Annotated in this window: 16 protein-coding genes; 4 read left to right on the top strand and 12 right to left on the bottom strand. The window is 63.7% G+C overall.

From position 1 onward, the window contains the following. Nucleotides 1–219 precede the first annotated feature (219 nt). Entirely contained in the window at nt 220–918 is a 699-nt protein-coding gene (locus L879_RS0114095) for an alpha/beta fold hydrolase (RefSeq protein WP_027316675.1), read from the bottom strand. A gap of 187 nt (nt 919–1,105) precedes the next feature. Between L879_RS0114095 and L879_RS0114100 the strand changes: the two genes are divergently transcribed. Then, nucleotides 1,106–2,569: a DEAD/DEAH box helicase gene (locus tag L879_RS0114100; protein ID WP_027316676.1), complete on the top strand. Its 1,464-nt coding sequence runs from the start codon at nt 1,106–1,108 to the stop codon at nt 2,567–2,569. On the opposite strand, the gene L879_RS21720 is transcribed toward L879_RS0114100, so the two are convergent. Together L879_RS21720 and L879_RS0114110 are read right to left on the bottom strand one after the other, a co-directional pair. Continuing rightward, entirely contained in the window at nt 2,562–2,960 is a 399-nt protein-coding gene (locus tag L879_RS21720) for a TfoX/Sxy family protein (protein WP_084021026.1), read from the bottom strand. The genes L879_RS0114100 and L879_RS21720 overlap by 8 nt on opposite strands. A gap of 8 nt (nt 2,961–2,968) precedes the next feature. Next, nucleotides 2,969–3,349: a HesB/IscA family protein gene (locus tag L879_RS0114110; RefSeq protein WP_027316677.1), complete on the bottom strand. Its 381-nt coding sequence runs from the start codon at nt 3,347–3,349 to the stop codon at nt 2,969–2,971. 171 nt (nt 3,350–3,520) lie between these two features. Between L879_RS0114110 and ybaL the strand changes: the two genes are divergently transcribed. Next, nucleotides 3,521–5,413: a YbaL family putative K(+) efflux transporter gene (gene ybaL / locus L879_RS21725; protein WP_035459677.1), complete on the top strand. Its 1,893-nt coding sequence runs from the start codon at nt 3,521–3,523 to the stop codon at nt 5,411–5,413. Here ybaL and L879_RS0114120 read toward each other — a convergent pair. Beyond that, a complete protein-coding gene (locus L879_RS0114120) occupies nt 5,312–6,532 on the bottom strand; it encodes an FAD-dependent oxidoreductase (protein WP_051435318.1) in 1,221 nt (406 codons plus the stop codon). The genes ybaL and L879_RS0114120 overlap by 102 nt on opposite strands. Nucleotides 6,533–6,720: 188 nt before the next feature. Between L879_RS0114120 and L879_RS0114125 the strand changes: the two genes are divergently transcribed. After that, nucleotides 6,721–7,485, top strand: a complete 765-nt coding sequence (locus tag L879_RS0114125) for an SDR family oxidoreductase (RefSeq protein WP_027316679.1) — start codon at nt 6,721–6,723, stop codon at nt 7,483–7,485. A 122-nt stretch (nt 7,486–7,607) separates the two neighbouring features. Here the strand turns inward: L879_RS0114125 and L879_RS0114130 are convergent, their stop codons facing one another. The 6 genes from L879_RS0114130 to L879_RS0114155 all read right to left on the bottom strand — a co-directional run bounded on the left by L879_RS0114130 (nt 7,608) and on the right by L879_RS0114155 (nt 14,260). Then, nucleotides 7,608–7,904 carry an SUF system Fe-S cluster assembly protein gene (locus L879_RS0114130; protein WP_154664217.1) on the bottom strand — a complete coding sequence of 99 codons (297 nt, stop codon included), beginning with the start codon at nt 7,902–7,904 and terminating at the stop codon, nt 7,608–7,610. Nucleotides 7,905–7,989: 85 nt separating this feature from the next. Next, nucleotides 7,990–9,225 carry a cysteine desulfurase gene (locus L879_RS0114135; protein ID WP_027316681.1) on the bottom strand — a complete coding sequence of 412 codons (1,236 nt, stop codon included), beginning with the start codon at nt 9,223–9,225 and terminating at the stop codon, nt 7,990–7,992. A gap of 118 nt (nt 9,226–9,343) precedes the next feature. After that, the gene (gene sufD / locus L879_RS0114140; RefSeq protein ID WP_027316682.1) at nt 9,344–10,657 is read right to left on the bottom strand and encodes a Fe-S cluster assembly protein SufD; all 1,314 of its coding nucleotides are present in this window, start codon (nt 10,655–10,657) and stop codon (nt 9,344–9,346) included. Nucleotide 10,658: 1 nt separating this feature from the next. After that, complete coding sequence (sufC, locus tag L879_RS0114145; protein WP_027316683.1) at nt 10,659–11,411, bottom strand: Fe-S cluster assembly ATPase SufC; 753 nt, start codon at nt 11,409–11,411, stop codon at nt 10,659–10,661. Nucleotides 11,412–11,546: 135 nt separating this feature from the next. Further along, nucleotides 11,547–13,019, bottom strand: a complete 1,473-nt coding sequence (gene sufB / locus L879_RS0114150; RefSeq protein WP_027316684.1) for a Fe-S cluster assembly protein SufB — start codon at nt 13,017–13,019, stop codon at nt 11,547–11,549. A 68-nt stretch (nt 13,020–13,087) separates the two neighbouring features. Next, nucleotides 13,088–14,260, bottom strand: coding sequence for a cysteine desulfurase family protein (locus tag L879_RS0114155; protein ID WP_027316685.1), 1,173 nt, complete (start codon nt 14,258–14,260; stop codon nt 13,088–13,090). A gap of 231 nt (nt 14,261–14,491) precedes the next feature. Here L879_RS0114155 and L879_RS0114160 point away from each other — a divergent pair, with 231 nt between their 5' ends. Beyond that, nucleotides 14,492–15,148 carry an alpha/beta hydrolase gene (locus L879_RS0114160; protein WP_027316686.1) on the top strand — a complete coding sequence of 219 codons (657 nt, stop codon included), beginning with the start codon at nt 14,492–14,494 and terminating at the stop codon, nt 15,146–15,148. Nucleotides 15,149–15,431: 283 nt separating this feature from the next. On the opposite strand, the gene L879_RS22885 is transcribed toward L879_RS0114160, so the two are convergent. Then, nucleotides 15,432–17,324, bottom strand: coding sequence for a calcium-binding protein (locus L879_RS22885; RefSeq protein WP_161634668.1), 1,893 nt, complete (start codon nt 17,322–17,324; stop codon nt 15,432–15,434). Between the two features lie 656 nt (nt 17,325–17,980). Then, the coding region (locus L879_RS24495) for a calcium-binding protein (RefSeq protein ID WP_084021028.1) at nt 17,981–19,896 on the bottom strand (1,916 nt) is incomplete at its 5' end.

Raw genomic sequence — 19,896 nt, forward strand, 5'->3', positions numbered from 1 at the left:
AGCATGACGTTTCGCAGCGGGAGGCTCTTTGCGCCCGCCCATCCCCTCGCCCAGCCCGCGCGAGGCATCGTCCCCGGCCACTCCGCAAAGGACGAAAAAGTCATATTTATCAGATTATTAGTCGATATTCCGTACGAGTGCCGGAGGTTCATGAAGGCCGGTAACACTTCATTGACCATGCCAGCGATGAGTCACCCTCAGCCCTTGGCGCGGCCAGGATCAAGTCCGGCCAAGCCACAATTTGAGGGCCTGATTCACCCGGTCCGGCTGCTCGAGCGTCGACATGTGCCCCGAATCCGGCACAACCACCAGTGAGGCCCATTCGATCATCTCCGCCATCTCCCTCGCCACGTCCGGCGGCGTGATGGCGTCCCCCTCCCCGACGAGAATGAGGGTCGGAATTTCGATCCCCGGCAGGGTCGGGCGGGAATCGGCGCGGGCCATGATCGCCCGCTGCTGGCGGATATAGGCGGCTGCCCCGGTCTCGCGCATCATGCCCAGGAGCGTGTTCCGAAGGGTCTGGCTGTCCCGATGATCGGGGTGGACGAGGCGCGGCCAGAGCCTGTCATGAATGTCCTCGAGCCGGCCCGCCTCCGCCAGGGCGATCAAGCGCTCGCGATCCTGGCTGGCCTCGGCCGTATCGGGGCGCGCGCTCGTGTCGAGCAGGGCGAGCCGGGAAACCCGCTCGGGCGCCTGGCGTATGACCTCCAGGGCGACGTAGCCTCCCATCGACAGCCCGGCGAGGGCAAAGCGCTCCGGGGCCTCACGCAGGAGCCGGGCGGCCATAGCAGGGATCGAATCATCCTGCCGCTGGTCCGCCACCACAATGGGGTGCCCTTCGAAGAGGACTGCAATCTGCGGTTCGAAAAGGCGGGCGGTGCAGGCCAGTCCGGGGACGAGAACGAGTGTTTCGGGCATTCAATTCTTCCTTCGCGGTCCTTTGACAAGTTTCCCTGGATTGACAAGCGCATAGCTTGTCCTATGGTCCCGCCACACCTTAACTTGAGCAAGAACCTCAGGTGAAACCAGTCTCGCGCCTGTTTGTTGCCGTAGAGCGCGGCCGGCACTTTAGAGCGCGCCCAGCCCTCAACGGTACTTAACATTCATGTCGTTCGCCGAACTCGGACTTAGCGATAAAGTTCAACAAGCCGTGGCTTCCGCAGGCTACACGGAGCCGACCCCGATCCAGGCTCAGGCCATTCCCCATGTTCTGGCGCGTCGGGACGTGCTGGGCATTGCCCAGACCGGCACGGGCAAGACGGCGGCCTTCACCCTGCCCATGCTCACCATGCTGGAAACGGGGCGCGCCCGGGCGCGGATGCCGCGCACGCTCATTCTGGAGCCCACCCGCGAGCTCGCGGCCCAGGTCGAGGAAAACTTCGACAAGTACGGCATCAACCACAAGCTCTCCGTCGCCCTGCTGATCGGCGGCGTGTCCTTCGGGGACCAGGACGCCAAGATCACCCGCGGCGTGGACGTGCTGATCGCAACCCCCGGACGCCTGCTCGACCATTTCGAGCGCGGCAAGCTTCTGCTCACCGGTGTCGAGCTTCTCGTGATCGACGAGGCCGACCGGATGCTCGACATGGGCTTCATTCCCGATATCGAGCGGATCGTGAAGCTCGTGCCCTTCACCCGGCAGACCCTGTTCTTCTCCGCGACCATGCCGCCGGAGATCCAGCGCCTGGCGGATGCGTTCCTGCACAATCCCGTCAAGGTGGAGGTGGCGCGCGCCGCCACCACGGCCGCCACGATCACCCAGCGTCTCGTGGCCACGGGCCGGCAGGATTTCGAGAAGCGCGAGACCCTGCGCCAGCTGATCCGCAATGCGACGGAGCTGCAGAACGCGGTGGTCTTCTGCAACCGCAAGCGCGACGTGGCGGTCCTGCACCGCTCCTTGCAGAAGCACGGGTTCGACGCCGTCGCCCTTCATGGCGACATGGACCAGCATGCCCGCATGGCGGCTCTCGACAGCTTCCGCAGCGGCGAGATGCCCCTGCTCGTGGCGAGCGACGTGGCCGCGCGCGGACTGGACATCCCGTCCGTCAGCCATGTGTTCAACTACGACATCCCGCACCATGCCGAGGATTACGTGCACCGCATCGGCCGCACCGGCCGCGCGGGCCGCGCGGGCCAGGCCTTCACGCTGGTGAGCCCGGGAGACGAGAAGTCCCTGTCCGCCATCGAAAAGCTCATCGGACAGCCCATCGAATGGCAGGGGCCGACCCTGTCCGAGCTTCCGCCCTCCGAAGCCCCCTCCCGCCGGGGCGGTCGGGGCGAGGAACGCTCCCGCGGGCGGAAGGTCAAGGTCCGTACAGCCGAGCGGGGCCGTGGGGCATCAGAAGCATCGGGAGAACAGGCTGCCCGCGAGGCGCCCCCGGCGCGCGAGGAAAAGCCGAGCCGTCCGCCCCGCCAGGAGCCACGCCAGGAACGCGGAGCGCGGCACGGCGAGAGAGCCCCTCATGGCCGCTCGCGCCGTGAGGAGGACGATGGCGAGCGCGTCATCGGGCTGGGCGATCACGTCCCGGCCTTCCTCATGCGCCCCGTGTCGGTGAAGAAAGCTAAGTAGCGGGCTCGGAGACGGGCTTGCGGGACTTTCGGATGGAGGCGGCTTTGCCGCCTTTTCCTTTGTGCACCTGGCCGGCCTTGGACCGATGGGCGGCAGCCACGGCCATCCTTCCCAGCTCGGACGCCTCGTCCGGATCGTCGAGGGCCGATTCCGGCATGAGCCAGTAGCTCATCGCGGTCCTGCGGCCGTCGCGGGTCTCGTAGACGAACGGGCGGGAGCCCAGGTCGCGGAAGAAGGCGGCGCTTTCATCGTCCGCCTTCAGGTACAGCTCGCCGTAAGCCTCCAGGGCGAACATCACATCTGCGTGATAAATCCCCTGCCCGCCGAACATCCTGCGGATAAGAACCGGGCCGAGGCCGCGGAAGACGTCGCGAATGGCCTCGGCATCCATGGAAGCGGTCAACCCGCCGATTGCAGAGCAGCAGGCGTGGCGGGGGTGATCGCGACCGACTCGCCGCAGCCGCAGGCCGAGGTCTGGTTCGGGTTGTTGAACACGAATTGGGACGACATCTTCGTCGTCTGGAAATCCATCTCCGTGCCCAGCAGGAACAGCACGGCCTTGGGATCGATGAGCACGGTCACACCCTTGTCCTCGACCACCTCGTCGAGCGGGTTGACGGTTTCCGCATATTCCATGGTGTAGGACATGCCGGCGCAGCCGCCGTTCTTCACGCCGACGCGCACGCCGACGATGGGCCTGTCGGTCTTGGAGATGATGTCTTTGACGCGGTTCGCCGCCGCGTCCGTCAAGGTCATGACCTTGAAGCCGGGTAGAGCCATAAGCCTTCTCTCCTGACAGCCGGGTTCAAGGCCCGGGCAGAACGAGTTCACATGATGAATAGATAGGCGATGAATGCATGAACGTCGAGGCTGTTCGGGGTTGCTAGAACAGCCATGGTCAATCATATCAGGAAAACGCCCACCCCGAAAATCATCCATGAAGGAGAGCCGATGCCGCATCACACGCCGCTGATATCCACCATTGTTGTCGGCCTCGTGATGGCATTCGCGCTCGGCGCAATCGCGCATCGGTTCCGTCTCTCCCCTCTCATCGGCTATCTGCTCGCCGGCGTGCTCGCGGGTCCCTTCACCCCCGGCTACGTGGCCGACCAGGGTCTCGCCAACCAGCTGGCCGAGATCGGCGTGATCCTGCTGATGTTCGGCGTCGGGCTGCATTTCTCCCTGAAGGACCTTCTCTCAGTGAAGGCCATCGCCATTCCGGGGGCTGTCGTGCAGATCGCCAGCGCCACGCTTCTGGGCATGGGGCTCGCCTGGTTGATGGGATGGAGCCTTAGCGGTGGCATCGTCTTCGGCCTGGCGCTCTCGGTCGCCAGTACGGTCGTGCTGCTCAGGGCGCTGCAGGAGCGCCGTCTCATCGAAACCGAGCGAGGGCATATCGCCGTCGGCTGGCTGATCGTCGAGGATCTGGCCATGGTCCTGACCCTGGTGCTGCTGCCCGCCTTCGCCAACGCGACGGCCAGCACCTCCGCCGATCTCGAAACCATCCTGACGTCCCTGGGGATCACCCTCGGCAAGGTCATTGCCTTCGTCGCCGTCATGCTGATCGTCGGGCGTCGGGTCATTCCCTGGATCCTGCACTACGTGGCCCATACGGGATCGCGGGAGCTTTTCCGCCTGGCGGTGCTTGCCATCGCCCTAGGGGCGGCCTTCGGCGCGGCGGAGCTGTTCGGCGTGTCCTTCGCCCTCGGAGCTTTCTTCGCCGGCATGGTCCTGAGCGAGTCGGAGCTGAGCCATCAGGCCGCCTCCGAAACCCTGCCCTTGCGGGATGCGTTCGCCGTCCTGTTCTTCGTGTCGGTCGGCATGCTGTTCGACCCGATGATCCTGGTCAACGACTTCGGCCCGGTCCTGGCGACATTCTTCATCATCGTCGTCGGCAAGTCCCTCGCCGCTTTCGCCATCGTCCGGCTCTTCGGCCATCCGAACTCCACGGCGCTCACCATCGCGGCGAGCCTCGCGCAGATCGGCGAATTTTCGTTCATACTCGCCGGCCTCGGCGTGGAACTCGATATTCTGCCGGAAAAGGGCCGCGACCTGATCCTGGCGGGCGCGATCCTGTCGATCCTGACGAACCCGTTCCTGTTCAGCCTGCTGGGCCGGTGGTCGGCGAAACGGGAGGCCGCGAAGGCGCAGGTAAAAGCCGCAGTAGAGGCTTTGGCTGCAGCGAAAGAAGCCGCCGAGGCAGAGAAGGTTGCCCTGGCAGAGAAGGAGGCTGCGGCCACGCGGGAGTCCCTGCCGGTGACGTCGCTCACGGACCATGTGGTCCTGGTCGGGCATGGCCGGGTCGGCAAATATATCAGCAGGAAGATGGCCGCGGCCGGAACGCCCTTTCTCGTCATCGAGAGCAACAAGACCCAGATCGCCGACCTGCAGAAGGACGACGTTCCGATCATCATCGGCAATGCCGCCGATCCGGACGTGGCAGCCGCCGCCAACATCGGGGAGGCCCGCTGCCTCCTGGTCGCGATTCCGGATGCCTTCGAAAGCGGTCAGGTCGTCGAACAGGCCCGCAAGATCAATCCGGACCTCCCGATCGTCGTGCGCGTCCACTCCGATGCCCAGGAGGAGCACGCCCTGAAATACGGCGCGACCAGCGTCGTGATGGGCGAGCAGGAAATCGCGCGCGCCATGTTCGCGGCCGTGCCCGATGCGCCCCGCACGCCCGTGCTGTCGTCCGTCGAGGAGGCTGAAAGCGCCGAGGACGAGCACCCTGCCGCGGAGCCGCTACCGGACGTGCTCCGGCCGGAATCCCATGCCGATCAAGCGAGCGGGAAGCCGGCGGAAGAGCGGCCATCGGGCCAGCAGGCGGACGATCCAGGGCGCTGAGACGGGCCCCTTGCTGCCGAGAACCGGCGTGATCATCCGATCCTGAAGCAGGACCTGGAGCCGCTGCGTCATCCGCGTCGGCCACTCGCGCCTTTTCTGCACGAGGGCGAGAGCTTCGGGACCAACGGACCCGTTCCTGAGCTGCGGCCCCAGGATATTGGCGGTCGCGACCGCGTCCTGGATGGCAAGATTGATCCCCACCCCGCCGACCGGCGACATGGCATGCGCCGCATCGCCGATGCACAGGAGCCCGGGCTTGAACCATTGGTTCAGCCGATCCACGGCGACAGTCAGAAGCTTGATGTCATCCCAGGATCGCAGTTCCTCCACCCGGCTCCCGAGAAAAGGAGCCAGCCCTGCGAGCTTCGCGCGAAAGGCGGGCAGGCCCTCCCGCTTGAGCCTCTCCAGCGCCCCCTTGGGGATGAGATAGGCGCATTGCCAATACTCGCCCCGGTCGATCATGACCAGCATCCGGCCCGCCGCGACGCGCCCGAGAAGCTGGCTCGGGTCGCCGGGATGCCTGGAAATCCGCATCCAGAGCACGTCCATCGGCGCGCCGATATCGAGGACCTCCAGGCCCGCCTTCTCGCGCATGACGGAGCGCCGCCCATCGGCGGCAATGACGAGATCGGCCCGCACATCAAGCGGCCCGTCAGGCGTCGAGGCCCGTATGCCGGCCACCCTGCCCTGTTCCTCGATGAGATCCGTCGCCTCCGCCTGCATCCGCAGCCGGAAATGGGGATAGACGCGAGCGTGCTCGGCCAGGAAGTCGAGGAAATCCCATTGCGGCATGAAGGCGACGAACTTGCAGCGTGTGGGCAGATGGGAGAAGTCGCCGAGCGTGAGCGTCTCGCCTCCGACGACGAGGCTGACCGTCTGCGTCTCCTGATGCGGTCGCGCGAGGAATGCATCGAGGAGCCCGAGTTCGTGCATGACCTCGAGCGTCGACGGGTGAATGGTGTCGCCCCGGAAATCCCGCAGGAAATCGGCATGCTTCTCGAGGACGATCACGTCGACTCCCTGCCGGGCCAGCAGAAAGCCCAGCATCATCCCGGCGGGCCCGCCGCCGACGATGCAGCAGCGGGCGTGCAAGGTCTTTGGGGGATGAGACGTGTCCATGCGCGATCTCCCCGGAGGCGCTCTGCGAGCATCCAGCGCTCACCCTAAGCCTACAGCTTTTCCTTCCCTGTCCCAATCGGGCGCCGCCTTCACCACAGAAATCGGGCGCAGGAAACGGGTCGGAAGCAGCAGCCCGATCTGAGATCCCAACCATGAGCAGCCCGCTCGTGAAGAAAAGGGATACAGCTTTGACGAAACTTATGAACAAGACCGCCATCGTGACGGGAGCAAGCTCCGGGATAGGCCATGCCACAGCCCGGTTGTTCGCCAAGGAAGGCGCCAACGTCATCGTGACCGCCCGGCGGTCCGATGCGCTCGATGCGCTCGTTGCCGAGATCGAAAGGGATGGAGGGCGTGCCGTCGCGATTGCCGGCGACATCAGGGACGAAGCCCTGGCTCAGGCCCTCGTCGAGACAGCCGTCGGCCGTTTCGGCGGGCTCGATATCGCGTTCAACAACGCAGGCACCAATGGGGAAATGGGACCCACGCCGGGCCTGTCGCTTGACCGCTGGAACGAGACGCTCGCGGTCAATCTCACAGCCGCTTTCCTGGGCGCCAAGTATCAGATCCCGGCCATGCTCGAACGGGGCGGAGGCTCCGTCATCTTTACCTCCACCTTCGTCGGCTACACGGCCGGAATGCCGGGGGTCGCGGCTTACTCCGCGAGCAAATCGGGATTGATCGGCCTCACGCAATCCCTTGCCAGCGAATTCGGGTCACGGGGCATCCGCGTCAACGCCCTTTTGCCGGGCGGCACGGACACGCCCATGGCGGAAGCCTGGGTCAGCACGCCCGAGGCTCTCGCCTTTGTCGAAGGCATGCACGCCTTGAAACGATTGGCTCGCCCCGAGGAGATCGCCCGCTCGGCGCTTTACCTCGCCTCGGACGCATCGAGCTTCACCACGGGCACGGCCCTTCTCGTCGATGGAGGCGTTTCCATCAATCGAGCCTGAAGCCCCCGCGCCGCTGTTCCGCTCCGCACGGCGGAGCCCGGAATGACAGCACGAAGCATTCCGAAAAAATTATGGCCGGGCTAGCCCGGCCATGACGTCGAAGAGAATCTGAGAGCAGGGGCTCACCACATGTCGAGCGCGACGCGCGCCTCGTCGGACATGCGGCTCTGGTCCCATGGCGGGTCGAAGACCATGTTGACCTTGACGCTCTGGACGCCCTGAACCGTGGCGACGGCGTTTTCCACCCAGCCCGGCATCTCGCCGGCGACCGGACAGCCGGGGGCGGTCAGGGTCATGTCGATGGCCACGTTCCGGTCGTCGTCGATGTCGACGCGGTAGATCAGGCCGAGTTCATAGATATCGGCAGGGATTTCCGGATCGTAGACGGTTTTCAGCGCCGCGATGATGTCGTCCGTCATGCGGTCGAGTTCCTCCGGCGGGATCCCGGAGCCGGGCGAAACCTGCGGCGTATGGGTGGGAGACAGGTCGGTCACAGGTCAATCCTCAAGCGAACAGGGCTTCCGCCTTCTGCAGGGCGTCCACCAGCTTATCGACTTCTTCCATGGTGTTGTAGAGGCCGAACGAGGCGCGGCAGGTCGAAGTCGCGCCGAAACGTTCGAGCAGCGGCATGGCGCAATGGGTCCCGGCCCGCACCGCCACGCCCTGGCGGTCGATGACGGTCGCCACGTCGTGAGCATGCGCGTTCTTCATCTCGAAGGCGAGGATCGCCCCCTTGCCCCTGGCACGGCCGATGATGCGGATCGAGTTCATGGCGCCCAGGCGCTCATGGGCATAGGCCGAGAGCGCCTCCTCGTGTGCCCGGATATTCTCGCGCCCGAGCTGCATGATGAACCGCAGGGCCGCATCGAGGCCGATCGCCTCGATGATGGCGGGGGTGCCCGCCTCGAACCGGTGCGGCGGATCGTTGTAGGTGACCAGGTCCTGGCGCACCTCGCGGATCATCTCGCCGCCGCCCTGGTAAGGCGGCATCTTCTCGAGCCATTCACGCTTGCCGTAGAGAACGCCGATTCCGGTCGGTCCATAGACCTTGTGGCCGGTGAACACATAGAAATCGGCGTCGAGATCCCGCACGTCCACATCGAGGTGAACCGCTCCCTGGGCGCCATCCACCAGCACCGGCACGCCGTGGGCATGGGCGATGCGGACGATCTCCTTCATCGGCGTCACGGTGCCGAGCACGTTCGACATGTGGGTGATGGCGACGATCTTGGTGCGCGGCGAAAAGAGCTTCTCGAACTCCTCGACCAGGAAATTGCCCTCGTCGTCCACGGGAGCCCATTTGATCACCGCCCCTTTCCGCTCGCGCAGGAAATGCCAGGGCACGATGTTGGAATGATGCTCCATGATGGAGAGGATGATCTCGTCCCCCTCCCCGATATTCATGCGGCCGAAAGAATCCGCCACGAGGTTGTAGGCTTCCGTGGCCGACTTGGTGAAGACGATCTCGTCGACCGACCCGGCATTGAGGAATTCCCGCACGGTTTCCCGCGCATGTTCGAATCCTTCGGTCGCCACATTCGCCATGTAGTGCAGGCCGCGATGAACGTTCGCGTAGCCCGTCTGCATGGTGTTCACCATGGCATCGATGACCGCCTTCGGCTTCTGGGCCGAAGCGGCGTTGTCGAGATAGACGAGCGGCTTGCCATAGACCTGTTGAGACAGGATCGGGAACTGCGTCCGGACCTGCTCGACATCGTATGGCTTCGTTTGCATGTTCATGGCCTTCAGCCTTCCTCCACCGTCATCCCTGTTTCATTCCAGGATCCGCGTCTTTGCTCCGCGACAACGTCTGAAGAACGTGGATGGCTGGGATACCCCAGCCATCATGGATTGAGTATCAAGCGCGCGCCTTCAGCCACCCCTCGACGGTGCCAACCAGCGCCTCGCGGACGGCTTCGTTCTCCACGAACTCCAGAGCCTCGCCCAGGAAGGCCTGGACCAGAAGGCTTTCGGCCTCCTTCTTCGGCAGGCCGCGGGCCATGAGGTAGAAGAGCAGGTCCTCGTCGAGCTGGCCGCAGGTCGCGCCATGGGCGCATTGCACGTCATCGGCGAAGATCTCGAGCTCGGGCTTGTTGTTCATCGCACAGCCCTCCTCCAGGAGGAGAGCCGCCGACATCATGCGCCCGTCGGTCTTTTGGGCATGGTGCGGAACGATGATCTTGCCCTGGAAAACGCCGGTCGCTTCGCCGTCGACGACCGTCTTGAAGAGTTCGCGGCTCTCGCAATGGGGAGCGCCGTGCTCCACCACCAGGGTCGAGTCGCCGTGCTGCGTGCCCTTGAGCATCGTCGCGCCGTTGACGCGCAGATTCGTGTTCTCGCCCGTGAGCAGGGCAAAGACCTGATGCCGCGAGGTCGCCGCACCCGCCACCACGTTGATGCTGTTGAACACGGCCTCGCCGCCGACCTTGGCCGCGAGCGTGGAAAGCGCCAGCGCCTTGTCGCCCTCCGCATTGACGCGCACATGCTGCACGTTGGTGCGGTCGCCCGCGATCAGCTCGACCACATCGTTCGGCTGATGGTTGGCGCCATCGGTGCTCTCATGCGTTTCGAGCAGGGTCACGGACGCGCCCTCCTCCACCACGACGAGAATGCGGGTCGCCGTGGCGACCGCCGAGGCGGCGGCGGTGACGAAGCGAAGGTGAACGGGCGCCGCGACAGGCCCAGCCACCCGGATCATGACGCCATCGGCCATGAACGAGGTGTTGAGCTGGTAGACCGGGTTCTCGCTCGCCCACGGGATCGGGCTCAGATGGGCCAGCCAGTCATGGCCGTTCGCCAGGGCCTCGCGCAGGGGAACGATTTCGATGTTCTCCGGCAGATTGTGAAAGTCCACAGCCTCGCGGACGAAGTGGCCGTTCACGAACGGCACCTGCAGCGCCGCGACGCCGGAAAGCGCTTTCGCGCCGGCGAGAGCGGCCTTCGCCTCGTCCGCCGAAGGAATGCCCGCGAAAGGCGCCACCTCGCGGAAGGCAGCGCGCAGATCGGTGTACTTGAACTCCTCGACCCGGCGATGCGGGAGGCCCCGCTCGGCGAATTTCTCGAAGGCCTGGGCGCGCGACTCCGCCTGCCCCGGAAGGGCCGTCCTCGCGCTCTCGAAAGCCTGCACCAGCGCGGTTTCCGCCGGCGTCTTCATGAGGGTGACGTCAGCCATCTTAAGCGGCCTCGCTTTCCCGGTAATCGGCATAGCCGTTGGCCTCGAGTTCGAGGGCCAGTTCCTTGCCGCCCGTCTTCACGATGCGGCCCGCATGCATCACGTGCACGGTGTCGGGCACGATATGGTTCAGCAGGCGCTGGTAGTGCGTGATGACCAGGAAGGAGCGGTCTGGCGAGCGCAGGGCGTTCACGCCCTCGGACACGATGCGCAGGGCGTCGATGTCGAGGCCGGAATCTGTCTCGTCCAGGATGCAGAAGGACGGCTGGAGCAGCGCCATCTGCAGGATCTCCATGCGCTTCTTCTCACCGCCGGAGAAGCCGACATTGAGGGCGCGCTTGAGCATGTCCTTGTTTATCTCGAGCTGGGCGGCGGCGGCGTTCACACGCTTGATGAAGTCGGGCGTGGTCAGCTCGTCTTCGCCGCGCGCCTTGCGCTGCGCGTTCATGGCAGCCTTCAGGAAGGTCATGGACGCGACGCCGGGGATCTCCAGCGGATACTGGAAGGCCAGGAACACGCCCGCGGCCGCGCGCTGGTCCGGCTCCATCTCCAGAAGGTTCTGACCGTCGAGCAGGATCTCACCGTCGAGGACCTCGTAGTCCTCCTTGCCGGCGATCACGTAGGAGAGCGTCGACTTGCCGGAGCCGTTCGGGCCCATGATGGCGGCGACCTCGCCCTTGTTCACGGTGAGGTTGAGGCCGTTGAGAATGCGCTTGTCCTCGATCTGGACAACAAGGTTCTTGATTTCGAGCATCGTGATTTTCCTAAAACCCTCATCCTGAGGAGCGCGCTCCCAGTGCGCGTCTCGAAGGATGACTTCAGCGAGACGCCCCTCGTCCTTCGAGATGCCGCCCTTGGCGGCTTCTCAGGATGAGGGGCTGTGTTGCGATTAACCGACCGAGCCTTCGAGCGAGATCGAGATGAGCTTCTGCGCTTCCACCGCGAACTCCATGGGCAGCTGCTGCAGAACGTCCTTCACGAAGCCGTTCACGATGAGCGCCGTCGCTTCCTCTTCCGAGAGGCCGCGCTGCTGGCAGTAGAACATCTGATCCTCGGAAATCTTCGATGTCGTGGCCTCGTGCTCGAACACGGCGGTCGCGTTCTTCGACTCGATGTAAGGCACCGTGTGCGCGCCGCACTGGTTGCCGATGAGGAGCGAGTCGCAGTTCGTGAAGTTGCGCGCGCCGGTCGCCTTGCGGTGGGCCGAAACCAGACCGCGATAGGTGTTCTCCGACTTGCCCGCCGCGATGCCCTTGGAGATGATCCGGCTCGTGGTGTTCTTGCCCAGATGGATCATCTTGGTGCCGGAATCGACCTGCTGCATGCCGTTCGACACGGCGATGGAGTAGAACTCGCCGCGCGAGTTGTCGCCGCGCAGGATACAGGACGGGTACTTCCACGTGATGGCGGAGCCGGTCTCGACCTGGGTCCAGGTGATGACCGAGTTGCGCCCGCGGCAATCGCCGCGCTTCGTCACGAAGTTGTAGATGCCGCCCCGGCCTTCGGCGTCGCCCGGATACCAGTTCTGGACCGTCGAGTACTTGATCTCCGCGTCGTCGAGGGCGATCAGCTCGACCACCGCCGCGTGAAGCTGGTTCTCGTCGCGCTTCGGGGCCGTGCAGCCTTCGAGATACGAAACGTAGGAACCCTTGTCGGCGATGATGAGGGTGCGCTCGAACTGGCCGGTGTTCTTCTCGTTGATGCGGAAGTAGGTGGACAGCTCCATCGGGCAGCGCACGCCCGGCGGGATGTACACGAACGAGCCGTCGGTGAAGACAGCTGAGTTCAATGTGGCGAAGAAATTGTCCGTCACCGGAACGACCGAGCCGAGATACTGCTTCACGAGGTCCGGATATTCGCGGATGGCTTCCGAGATCGGCATGAAGATCACGCCGGCCTTCGCCAGTTCTTCCTTGAAGGTCGTGGCGACCGACACGCTATCGAACACCGCATCCACGGCCACCCGGCGCTCCGGCTCGATACCGGCCAGGATCTCCTGCTCGCGGAGCGGAATGCCGAGCTTCTCGTAGGTCTTGAGAATCTCGGGGTCCACTTCGTCGAGGGACTTCGGCGCCGGGTTCTTCTTCGGCGCGGCGTAGTAATAGATGTCGTTGTAGTCGATCTTGTCGTAGGACACCCGCGCCCAGCTCGGCTCCTTCATAGTGAGCCAGCGCTTGTAGGCGTCGAGGCGCCACTGGAGCATCCACTCGGGCTCGCCCTTCTTGGCCGAGATGAAGCGGATCACATCCTCGGAGAGGCCTTTCGGCGCCTTCTCCATTTCGACTTCGGTCTCGAAGCCGTACTTGTATTGGTCAACATCGATCGACCGGACCTGGTCGATCGTTTCCTGCACTGCAGGCATCTGTCTCTCCCACCGCTCACGGCTTCAAGGACCGCGGGTTGATGACATGGAATGCGAGAGGACCCGATCTAGGCCGCGCTCGCCCTCCGCTTATATAAGGTGCCGACCACCTTTTCGCACGCCTCCGCAAAGCGGATCACGTCCTCCTCCGTGGTCGTCCACCCCAAACTCACACGCAAAACACCCTCGGCGAGGGTCGGCTCCACGCCCATGGCGTCGAGCACATGCGACCGCTTGACCTTTCCGGACGAACAGGCCGAACCGGAGGACAGGGCCACCCCTGCCAGATCGAAGGCGATCAATGCCGTTTCGGCCTTGAGGCCGGGTATGGCAAAGGCGAAGGTATTAGGCAACCGCTCAGCATCGGAAGCCACAACAAGAACGTCGGGCGCGATCCGGCGGATAGCCGCCTCGGCCTCGTCGCGCAGGGCGCGAAGGCGCACGGCTTCCTGCTCCAGGCCCGCCAGGGCGCTCTCGGCCGCTGCCCCGAAGCCCGCGATGGCCGCCACGTTCTCAGTGCCGGCCCGGTACCCCTTCTCCTGCCCCCCGCCCCGGATCAGCCGGTCCGCGATCTCGAACTGGTCGGAAGCGAGGACGACGGCGCCGCTCCCCTTCGGGCCGCCGAACTTGTGGCCCGAGATCGTGAGCGCATCGACACCGAGCGCGGCGATGTCCACCGGGATCCTGCCCGCCGCCTGCACGGCGTCCGTATGGATCAGCCCGCCCTTCTCATGAACGAGCCGGGCCGCCTCGGCCACGGGCTGCCGCACGCCGGTCTCGTTGTTGGCGAGCTGGACGGAAACGAGAACCCTGGCCTCGCCAGCCTCCTTCAGGTGGGCTTCGAGCCAGGCCAGATCAAGAATCCCCCGGGAATCCACGGGAATGATCTCGACCGCGCCCTCGGGGAACCGGTGTCCGTTGAGCACGCAAGGGTGCTCGGCCGCTCCCACGAAGAGCCTGGCCGCCCCCGCCTGCCCCAGGCGGCGAAAACCCGGCGTCAGAACCAGATTGGCCGCCTCGGTGCCACCGCTCGTGAAGACGACGTTCTTGGTTCGGGCGCCGACGAGGCGGGCCACCTTCTCGCGGGCGCCTTCGATCTCGGCCCGCGCCAAACGGCCCTCCGCATGCACGGACGAGGCATTGCCGGGAAGCTGAAGCGCGCGCAGCACGGCCTCGCTCACCTCGGGCCGCACGGGCGAGGTGGCGTTATGGTCGAGATATATGCGCTGGCTCGTCGCCATAGCCGCCGTCACGCCTCACGAAATCCTTGCAATCGACCCTGGTTGCCGTGCTAAAGCACCGCGACCACATCTGTCCGATGTTTCCGCCGGTGGCAAAGCCATCAGGCTGATGAAACAAAAGAACATTTTAGAACAGTTCTAAGGGTTCTTTTATGAGAATCCGCGACCTGGAGTCAAGGTCGCCAGGGCTTTTCCCCTCCTTATGGAGGGGCGATCAAGAGGTTCGCGTATATGCCTGAAGTCATCTTCACGGGTCCTGCCGGTCGCATCGAGGGACGCTACCAGCCTGCCAAGGAAAAGGGCGCTCCGATTGCCATCATCCTGCACCCGCACCCGCAGTTCGGCGGGACGATGAACAACCAGATCGTCTACAACCTGTACTATGACTTCGCGAAGCGCGGATTCTCGGTCCTGCGTTTCAACTTCCGCGGCGTCGGCCGCAGCCAGGGTGCGTTCGACCATGGCCAGGGCGAGCTGTCGGACGCGGCCGCGGCTCTCGACTGGGCCCAGGCCATGAACCCGGACGCCCGCGCCTGCTGGATCGCCGGCGTCTCCTTCGGCGCCTGGATCGGCATGCAGCTCCTCATGCGCCGCCCGGAGATCGAGGGCTTCATCTCGATCGCCGCCATGGCGAACCGCTACGATTTCTCGTTCCTTGCCCCCTGCCCGTCCTCGGGCCTGTTCGTACACGGCTCGGAAGACCGCGTGGCCCCGGTCAAGGACGTGGTCAGCGTGATCGAGAAGGTGAAGACCCAGAAGGGGGTGAAGCTCGAACATGCCGTTATCGAGGGCGCCAACCACTTCTTCGACGGCAAGGTCGACGAGCTGATGGTGGCCGTCGACGAATACCTCGACAAGCGCCTCGGCGCGACCGAAGACGTGACCTGACAAAGACGAGACCAAAGCTTCCGTCACAGGCCTTCGAGCCGGTTCCAAAGGTATGGAACCGGCTCTTTCCTTTACATCCCGCATCTTCTGAGGATGAAGCGGCCATTTCGAAAAGGCTGCGGCTGTCTTTCTCTCCCGCCTCGCCACGCAAGAAAGCCGGCCCTTGTGGGCCGGCTCTTCTCTGTGTCCCGTAGTGCTGGCTTCAGGTTAAGAGCCCGAAATTCGCCTCAGGGTGTTAGGTGTTGCTCTAAGCTGCACGATCTGCAACTGAGAGACACCATATCTAAGCGAGCACGAAATTATAGCATGTCAAATCAAGACCTTTGGACAGCTCAGCAAACTTAATTTGAGCTATAGCTCCCGTGCCGTCCGCATCGTAGAACAACTCGCCTGTGTTTTTATTATAGATGATCCGATTATACTGTGTCGAAGCTGAAGCGCCGACAGTGAAGTTCCAATCCGCAAGGAAGCCCCAATAAGAGTAGATGCCCGAGAAGACATAGCCACTCAGCTCAATTCTATCGTCTACAACATTGAAATCCGAAATCCGATCGACGTTTGACACTGGATTCAACGATGTGTTGAAGACGAAAGTATCAAGACCCTGCCCTCCCTCCAAGGCGTCGCTGCCGCGCCCGCCGACCAGGGTGTCGTTGCCGCCCAGGCCCGACAGCGCGTTGCCGTTGGCGGTGGCGTCGGCCACCAGCACGTCGCCATAGTTGGACCCCTGCAGCCCGCGGATGTCGATGTACACGTCGCCCGAAGCCTCGCCGGTATTGGCGAAGCGGTTGGCCAGGCTCGCGGTCACCCCGGCCGTGGCATTAGCATAGGAGGCCCAGTTGAAGCCCGCCCCGCCCTCGAGCGTGTCACCGCCGGCCCCGCCCTGCAGGATGTCGTCGGCGCCGAGGCCCTTGAGCCAGTTGGCGCCCGCATTGCTGGCGAGCACGTCGGAGCCGTTCGAGCCCTCGACATTCTCGATGCTGTCGTAGACATCGCCCGCCGCCTCGGTGCCGCCGCCCGACAGGCTGCCGGCAGAGCCGCGCCCGTCCGAAAGGTTCACATTCACCCCGCCAACCGCCGCAGCATACGACACCCAGTCAACCCCGTCGCCGCCCCGCAGCACGTCATCGCCCGCACCGCCAACCAGCGTGTCAGAGCCGTCGCCACCGTCGAGATGGTCCGCACCGTCGCCGCCCTGCAGCAGATCCTGGCCGGCTCCGCCAACAAGCGTATCGCTGCCGTCCAGGCCCGCCAGGGTGTCGTTGCCGGCATTGCCCAAAAGCTCGTTGTGGGCCTCGTTGCCGGTGAGCGTGTCGGCATAGGCCGAACCGATCAGACCCTCGATGCCGTCATAGACATCGCCTGCCGCCTCGCCCGTGTTCTGCGAGGCATCCGTGAGGTTCGCCACCACACCGGCAGCCGCTAAGGCATAGCTTGCCCTGTCGAACCCGAGACCGCCATTGAGCTGGTCGCCGCCAAGGCCGCCGGAGAGAAGGTCGGAGCCCACACCACCGTCGAGAATGTCGATCTGGCTGCCTCCGACCAGATAATCGTCTCCGGCCTGGCCGGAGAGCAGGCCGCTGCCGGAGATCTGATCCGCTCCATCAGTGCCGATATAAGCCTGGACGGAATAGGACTTGGTGCCGGAGTGCACTTCCATGACGCCGTGCTTCTGCGTCGAGTCCCCGCCCGCCTCGGGTCCCGAGATCTCGTCGACCATGTCGCGCAGAAGCTCAATCCCCTCGAGCATCAGGTCGACCGGGGTGGGAATCGGGTTCGTCGCACCCTCGTGGAAGATAATGGTCTCTTCCTTATTCTCGACATCAGTGGTGCCGTCGACGTTTTCACGCGTAGTCGCACTCACGATCCGCAATGCCGACTCGGAGTCAACCATCTCACGGTAAGAAGCCCTCTCAATCCTTATAAAGGTCCCCGACGGGAATTGTGCAGTTCGGTAACTATAGTTCGCCCACTCACCAATCTCCGCATCAGGGTTTTTACCCTCGTACTCGTAGAATGTGATGCGGTCTGTACCATAGGAGCCACTTTCAACGGTGCCGTTCTCCAACGTACGCATCCAGTTCGTGTAGACACCGTTCGAAAAGTCAGTATGTTCATAAAAACTTACTTGCCCGGCCGCATTATAAACAATTCTCCATAGAGCGTCGCCGATCATAGTATTCTCATGTACAGTTCCATCAGGATCTCTCCTGAATTCAGTACTCCAGCCGTTAAAATATATCCCCTCACGATACGCCCCATCAGCACCGTAGCTGACTATCTGATAGTATTCGGCCGTCGAAACAAATATATCTTTACTCCCGTCACGATTCTCGTGAACTGATATTATTTTCCCATCGGTTGTAGTCGTCGTAATCCTTATCCCATCAGGCTCAACAGTGGTTGTTGTCGTGCCATTGCCGGATGCAACACCGCCAACGCCTGTGCCAGCCTGCGCGCCACCATAGCCAACGCTGCGCCCATAGGTGCTATAATAGCGGTCCATCTCGGATTCGAGGGAAAAGATCTAAACTCTCCTCAACAGCCCAGTTCCAATGGGCCTATGGTTGTAGTGCGGCGGCCTTTCCGAACACGGGCAGCTCTTCACATCTGGCTCTTCAGCCACTCGCCCGCCCCTGCTGAACGGTAGGGCCGGGCGAGTGACCTCATTCCTATAACGGATATCAAATGTAATAACGCGTCAAATGACACATGGCGCACAACGATACGTGAGGCCAAGGCTTGTCCACAGACCCAGCTCCATAAGAAAAGCCGGCGATTTCTCGCCGGCTTTTCTGTTTGACTATTCTCCAACCAAGAAAGCGGGGAGTTCTAGATCAGCGCGAAGGCCGCAGCCGTCAGGTTGAGCCCCTTGCTGAGGATAGCGAACTGGACCTGGTTACCGGCCCCGTTGCCGTCCGCATCGTAGAACAGATTGCCTGTCGCGCTGTCATAAATGATCCGGTGCTCGGCGGTGGCCGCCTGCGTGCCGATTGTGAAGGCGGCCGAGGACAGCGCCGTCAAGGATGAGGTCGAGCCCGCGGAACCAAAGGTCGTAAAGACACTGCGGGAGAGAACGATCAGATCCTGGTTCAAGACAAAATCGGTCACCCGGTCGACATTCGAAGGGCCAAGAGCAGAGTTGAAGAAGAACCAGTCAGCCCCAGCCCCGCCGGTCAGCACATCCTGCCCACCCAGCCCATACAAAGTATCGTTCCCGTCGCCGCCGAGCAGAACATCGTTCGCGGCGTCACCATAAAGGGTATCGCTCCCGCCCTCGCCGCTGAGTTGGATGCCACTGCCATCGCTGCGAACCATGCCCCTCATGATGTCCCTGGCATTTGTCCCCTGTACGGCCTCGACATTCTGCAGCACATCCCCAGCTGCCGCCCAGCCATTCTGCTGGTTGGCAGCCATGTTGATGTAAACACCGCTGCTGGCATTGGGATCGTTCAGGTACGAGACCATATCCCAACCCGCTCCGCCATCGAGAGTATCGGACCCGGCACCGCCGCTGAGCCAGTCCTCGCCGTTGCCGCCGTAAACCATGTCGTTGCCGGCTTCGCCATAGAGGATATCGTTGCCGTCGAGGCCATAAACACCATCGTTGCCGTTACCGGCAACGATGCCGTCATCGCCTGCTTGGCCATTCAGGGAATCGTTGCCGTCCTCGCCGGCCAACCAGTCATTGCCAGCACCGCCGTTCAGGGAATCGTTGCCGGCGCCGCCCCAAAGCTTGTCGTCGCCATCTTCGCCGTTGACCCCGTCATTACCATCGCCGCCATAGAGCGTGTCTTGGCCAAGACCTCCCCAGAGGCCGTCGTCACCGCCGTCGCCCAGGAGCGTGTCATTGCCGGCGTCACCGCCCAGCCAATCGCCGCCAAGGCCGCCGGACAGCCGATCGTCACCCCCGTTGCCGTAGAGACTATCTCCCCCATCACCGCCATCGAGCACATCCGCTCCCAGGCCACCATAAAGCCTGTCGTTGCCGCCAAGCCCCGACAGCGCGTTGCCGTTCGCCGTGGTGTCGGCCACCAGCACGTCGCCGTAGGCCGAGCCCTGCAGGCCGCGGATGTCGATGTACACGTCGCCTGCCGCCTCACCCGTGTTGGCGTATCGATCGGCGAGGCTTGCGGTCACGCCGGATGTGGCATTGGCGTAGGAGGCCCAGTTGAAGCCTGCGCCGCCCTCGAGCGTATCGGCGCCGCCGCCGCCCTGCAGGATGTCGTCGGAGCCTAAGCCGCGCAAGTGATTATTGGCCCAGTTTCCGGCGAGTACATCGGAGCCGTTCGATCCCTCGACGTTCTCGATGCTCTCGTAGACATCGCCTGCGGCATCCGCACCGCCGCCGGTCAGGCTCCCATAGTAGCCGCGCTCGTCGGCCAGGCTAACATTCACACCGCCGACAGCATCGGCATAGGAGATCCAATCCACGCCATAGCCACCCAGGAGCGTGTCGGCCCCGGCCCCGCCGACCAGGGTGTCGTTGCCGCCCTGGCCCCAGATCAGGTCGTTGCCGGCCAGGCCGTACACCAGATCGTCGCCGTCGACGGTGGCGATCCAGTTCGCGTTGGCGTCGCCGGTCAGCACGTCGGCAAACTCGGACCCGACCAGGTTCTCGATGCTGACATAGCTGTCCCCGGCCGCGTCCCCCGTGTTCTGCGCCGCGTTGCTCAGATTGACCGTCAGGCCAAACGACGCCCCCTGGTAGGAGGCGGTGTCCCCGACGAAGGCCTGCGCCTTGCCAT

Origin of the sequence: Microvirga flocculans ATCC BAA-817 (assembly GCF_000518665.1) — a bacterium.
GTDB classification, from domain to species: Bacteria; Pseudomonadota; Alphaproteobacteria; order Rhizobiales; family Beijerinckiaceae; genus Microvirga; species Microvirga flocculans.

Coding starts and splice junctions, on each gene's coding strand:
- L879_RS0114160 (WP_027316686.1), top strand. CDS start 14,492: ATGCCTGAAGTCATCTTCACGGGTCCTGCCGGTCGCATCGAGGGACGC.
- L879_RS0114095 (WP_027316675.1), bottom strand. CDS start 918: ATGCCCGAAACACTCGTTCTCGTCCCCGGACTGGCCTGCACCGCCCGC.
- L879_RS0114130 (WP_154664217.1), bottom strand. CDS start 7,904: ATGACGGACGACATCATCGCGGCGCTGAAAACCGTCTACGATCCGGAA.
- L879_RS0114120 (WP_051435318.1), bottom strand. CDS start 6,532: ATGGACACGTCTCATCCCCCAAAGACCTTGCACGCCCGCTGCTGCATC.
- sufB (WP_027316684.1), bottom strand. CDS start 13,019: ATGCCTGCAGTGCAGGAAACGATCGACCAGGTCCGGTCGATCGATGTT.
- L879_RS21720 (WP_084021026.1), bottom strand. CDS start 2,960: ATGGATGCCGAGGCCATTCGCGACGTCTTCCGCGGCCTCGGCCCGGTT.
- L879_RS0114110 (WP_027316677.1), bottom strand. CDS start 3,349: ATGGCTCTACCCGGCTTCAAGGTCATGACCTTGACGGACGCGGCGGCG.
- ybaL (WP_035459677.1), top strand. CDS start 3,521: ATGCCGCATCACACGCCGCTGATATCCACCATTGTTGTCGGCCTCGTG.
- sufC (WP_027316683.1), bottom strand. CDS start 11,411: ATGCTCGAAATCAAGAACCTTGTTGTCCAGATCGAGGACAAGCGCATT.
- L879_RS22885 (WP_161634668.1), bottom strand. CDS start 17,324: ATGATCGGCGACGCTCTATGGAGAATTGTTTATAATGCGGCCGGGCAA.
- L879_RS0114135 (WP_027316681.1), bottom strand. CDS start 9,225: ATGAACATGCAAACGAAGCCATACGATGTCGAGCAGGTCCGGACGCAG.
- sufD (WP_027316682.1), bottom strand. CDS start 10,657: ATGGCTGACGTCACCCTCATGAAGACGCCGGCGGAAACCGCGCTGGTG.
- L879_RS0114100 (WP_027316676.1), top strand. CDS start 1,106: ATGTCGTTCGCCGAACTCGGACTTAGCGATAAAGTTCAACAAGCCGTG.
- L879_RS0114155 (WP_027316685.1), bottom strand. CDS start 14,260: ATGGCGACGAGCCAGCGCATATATCTCGACCATAACGCCACCTCGCCC.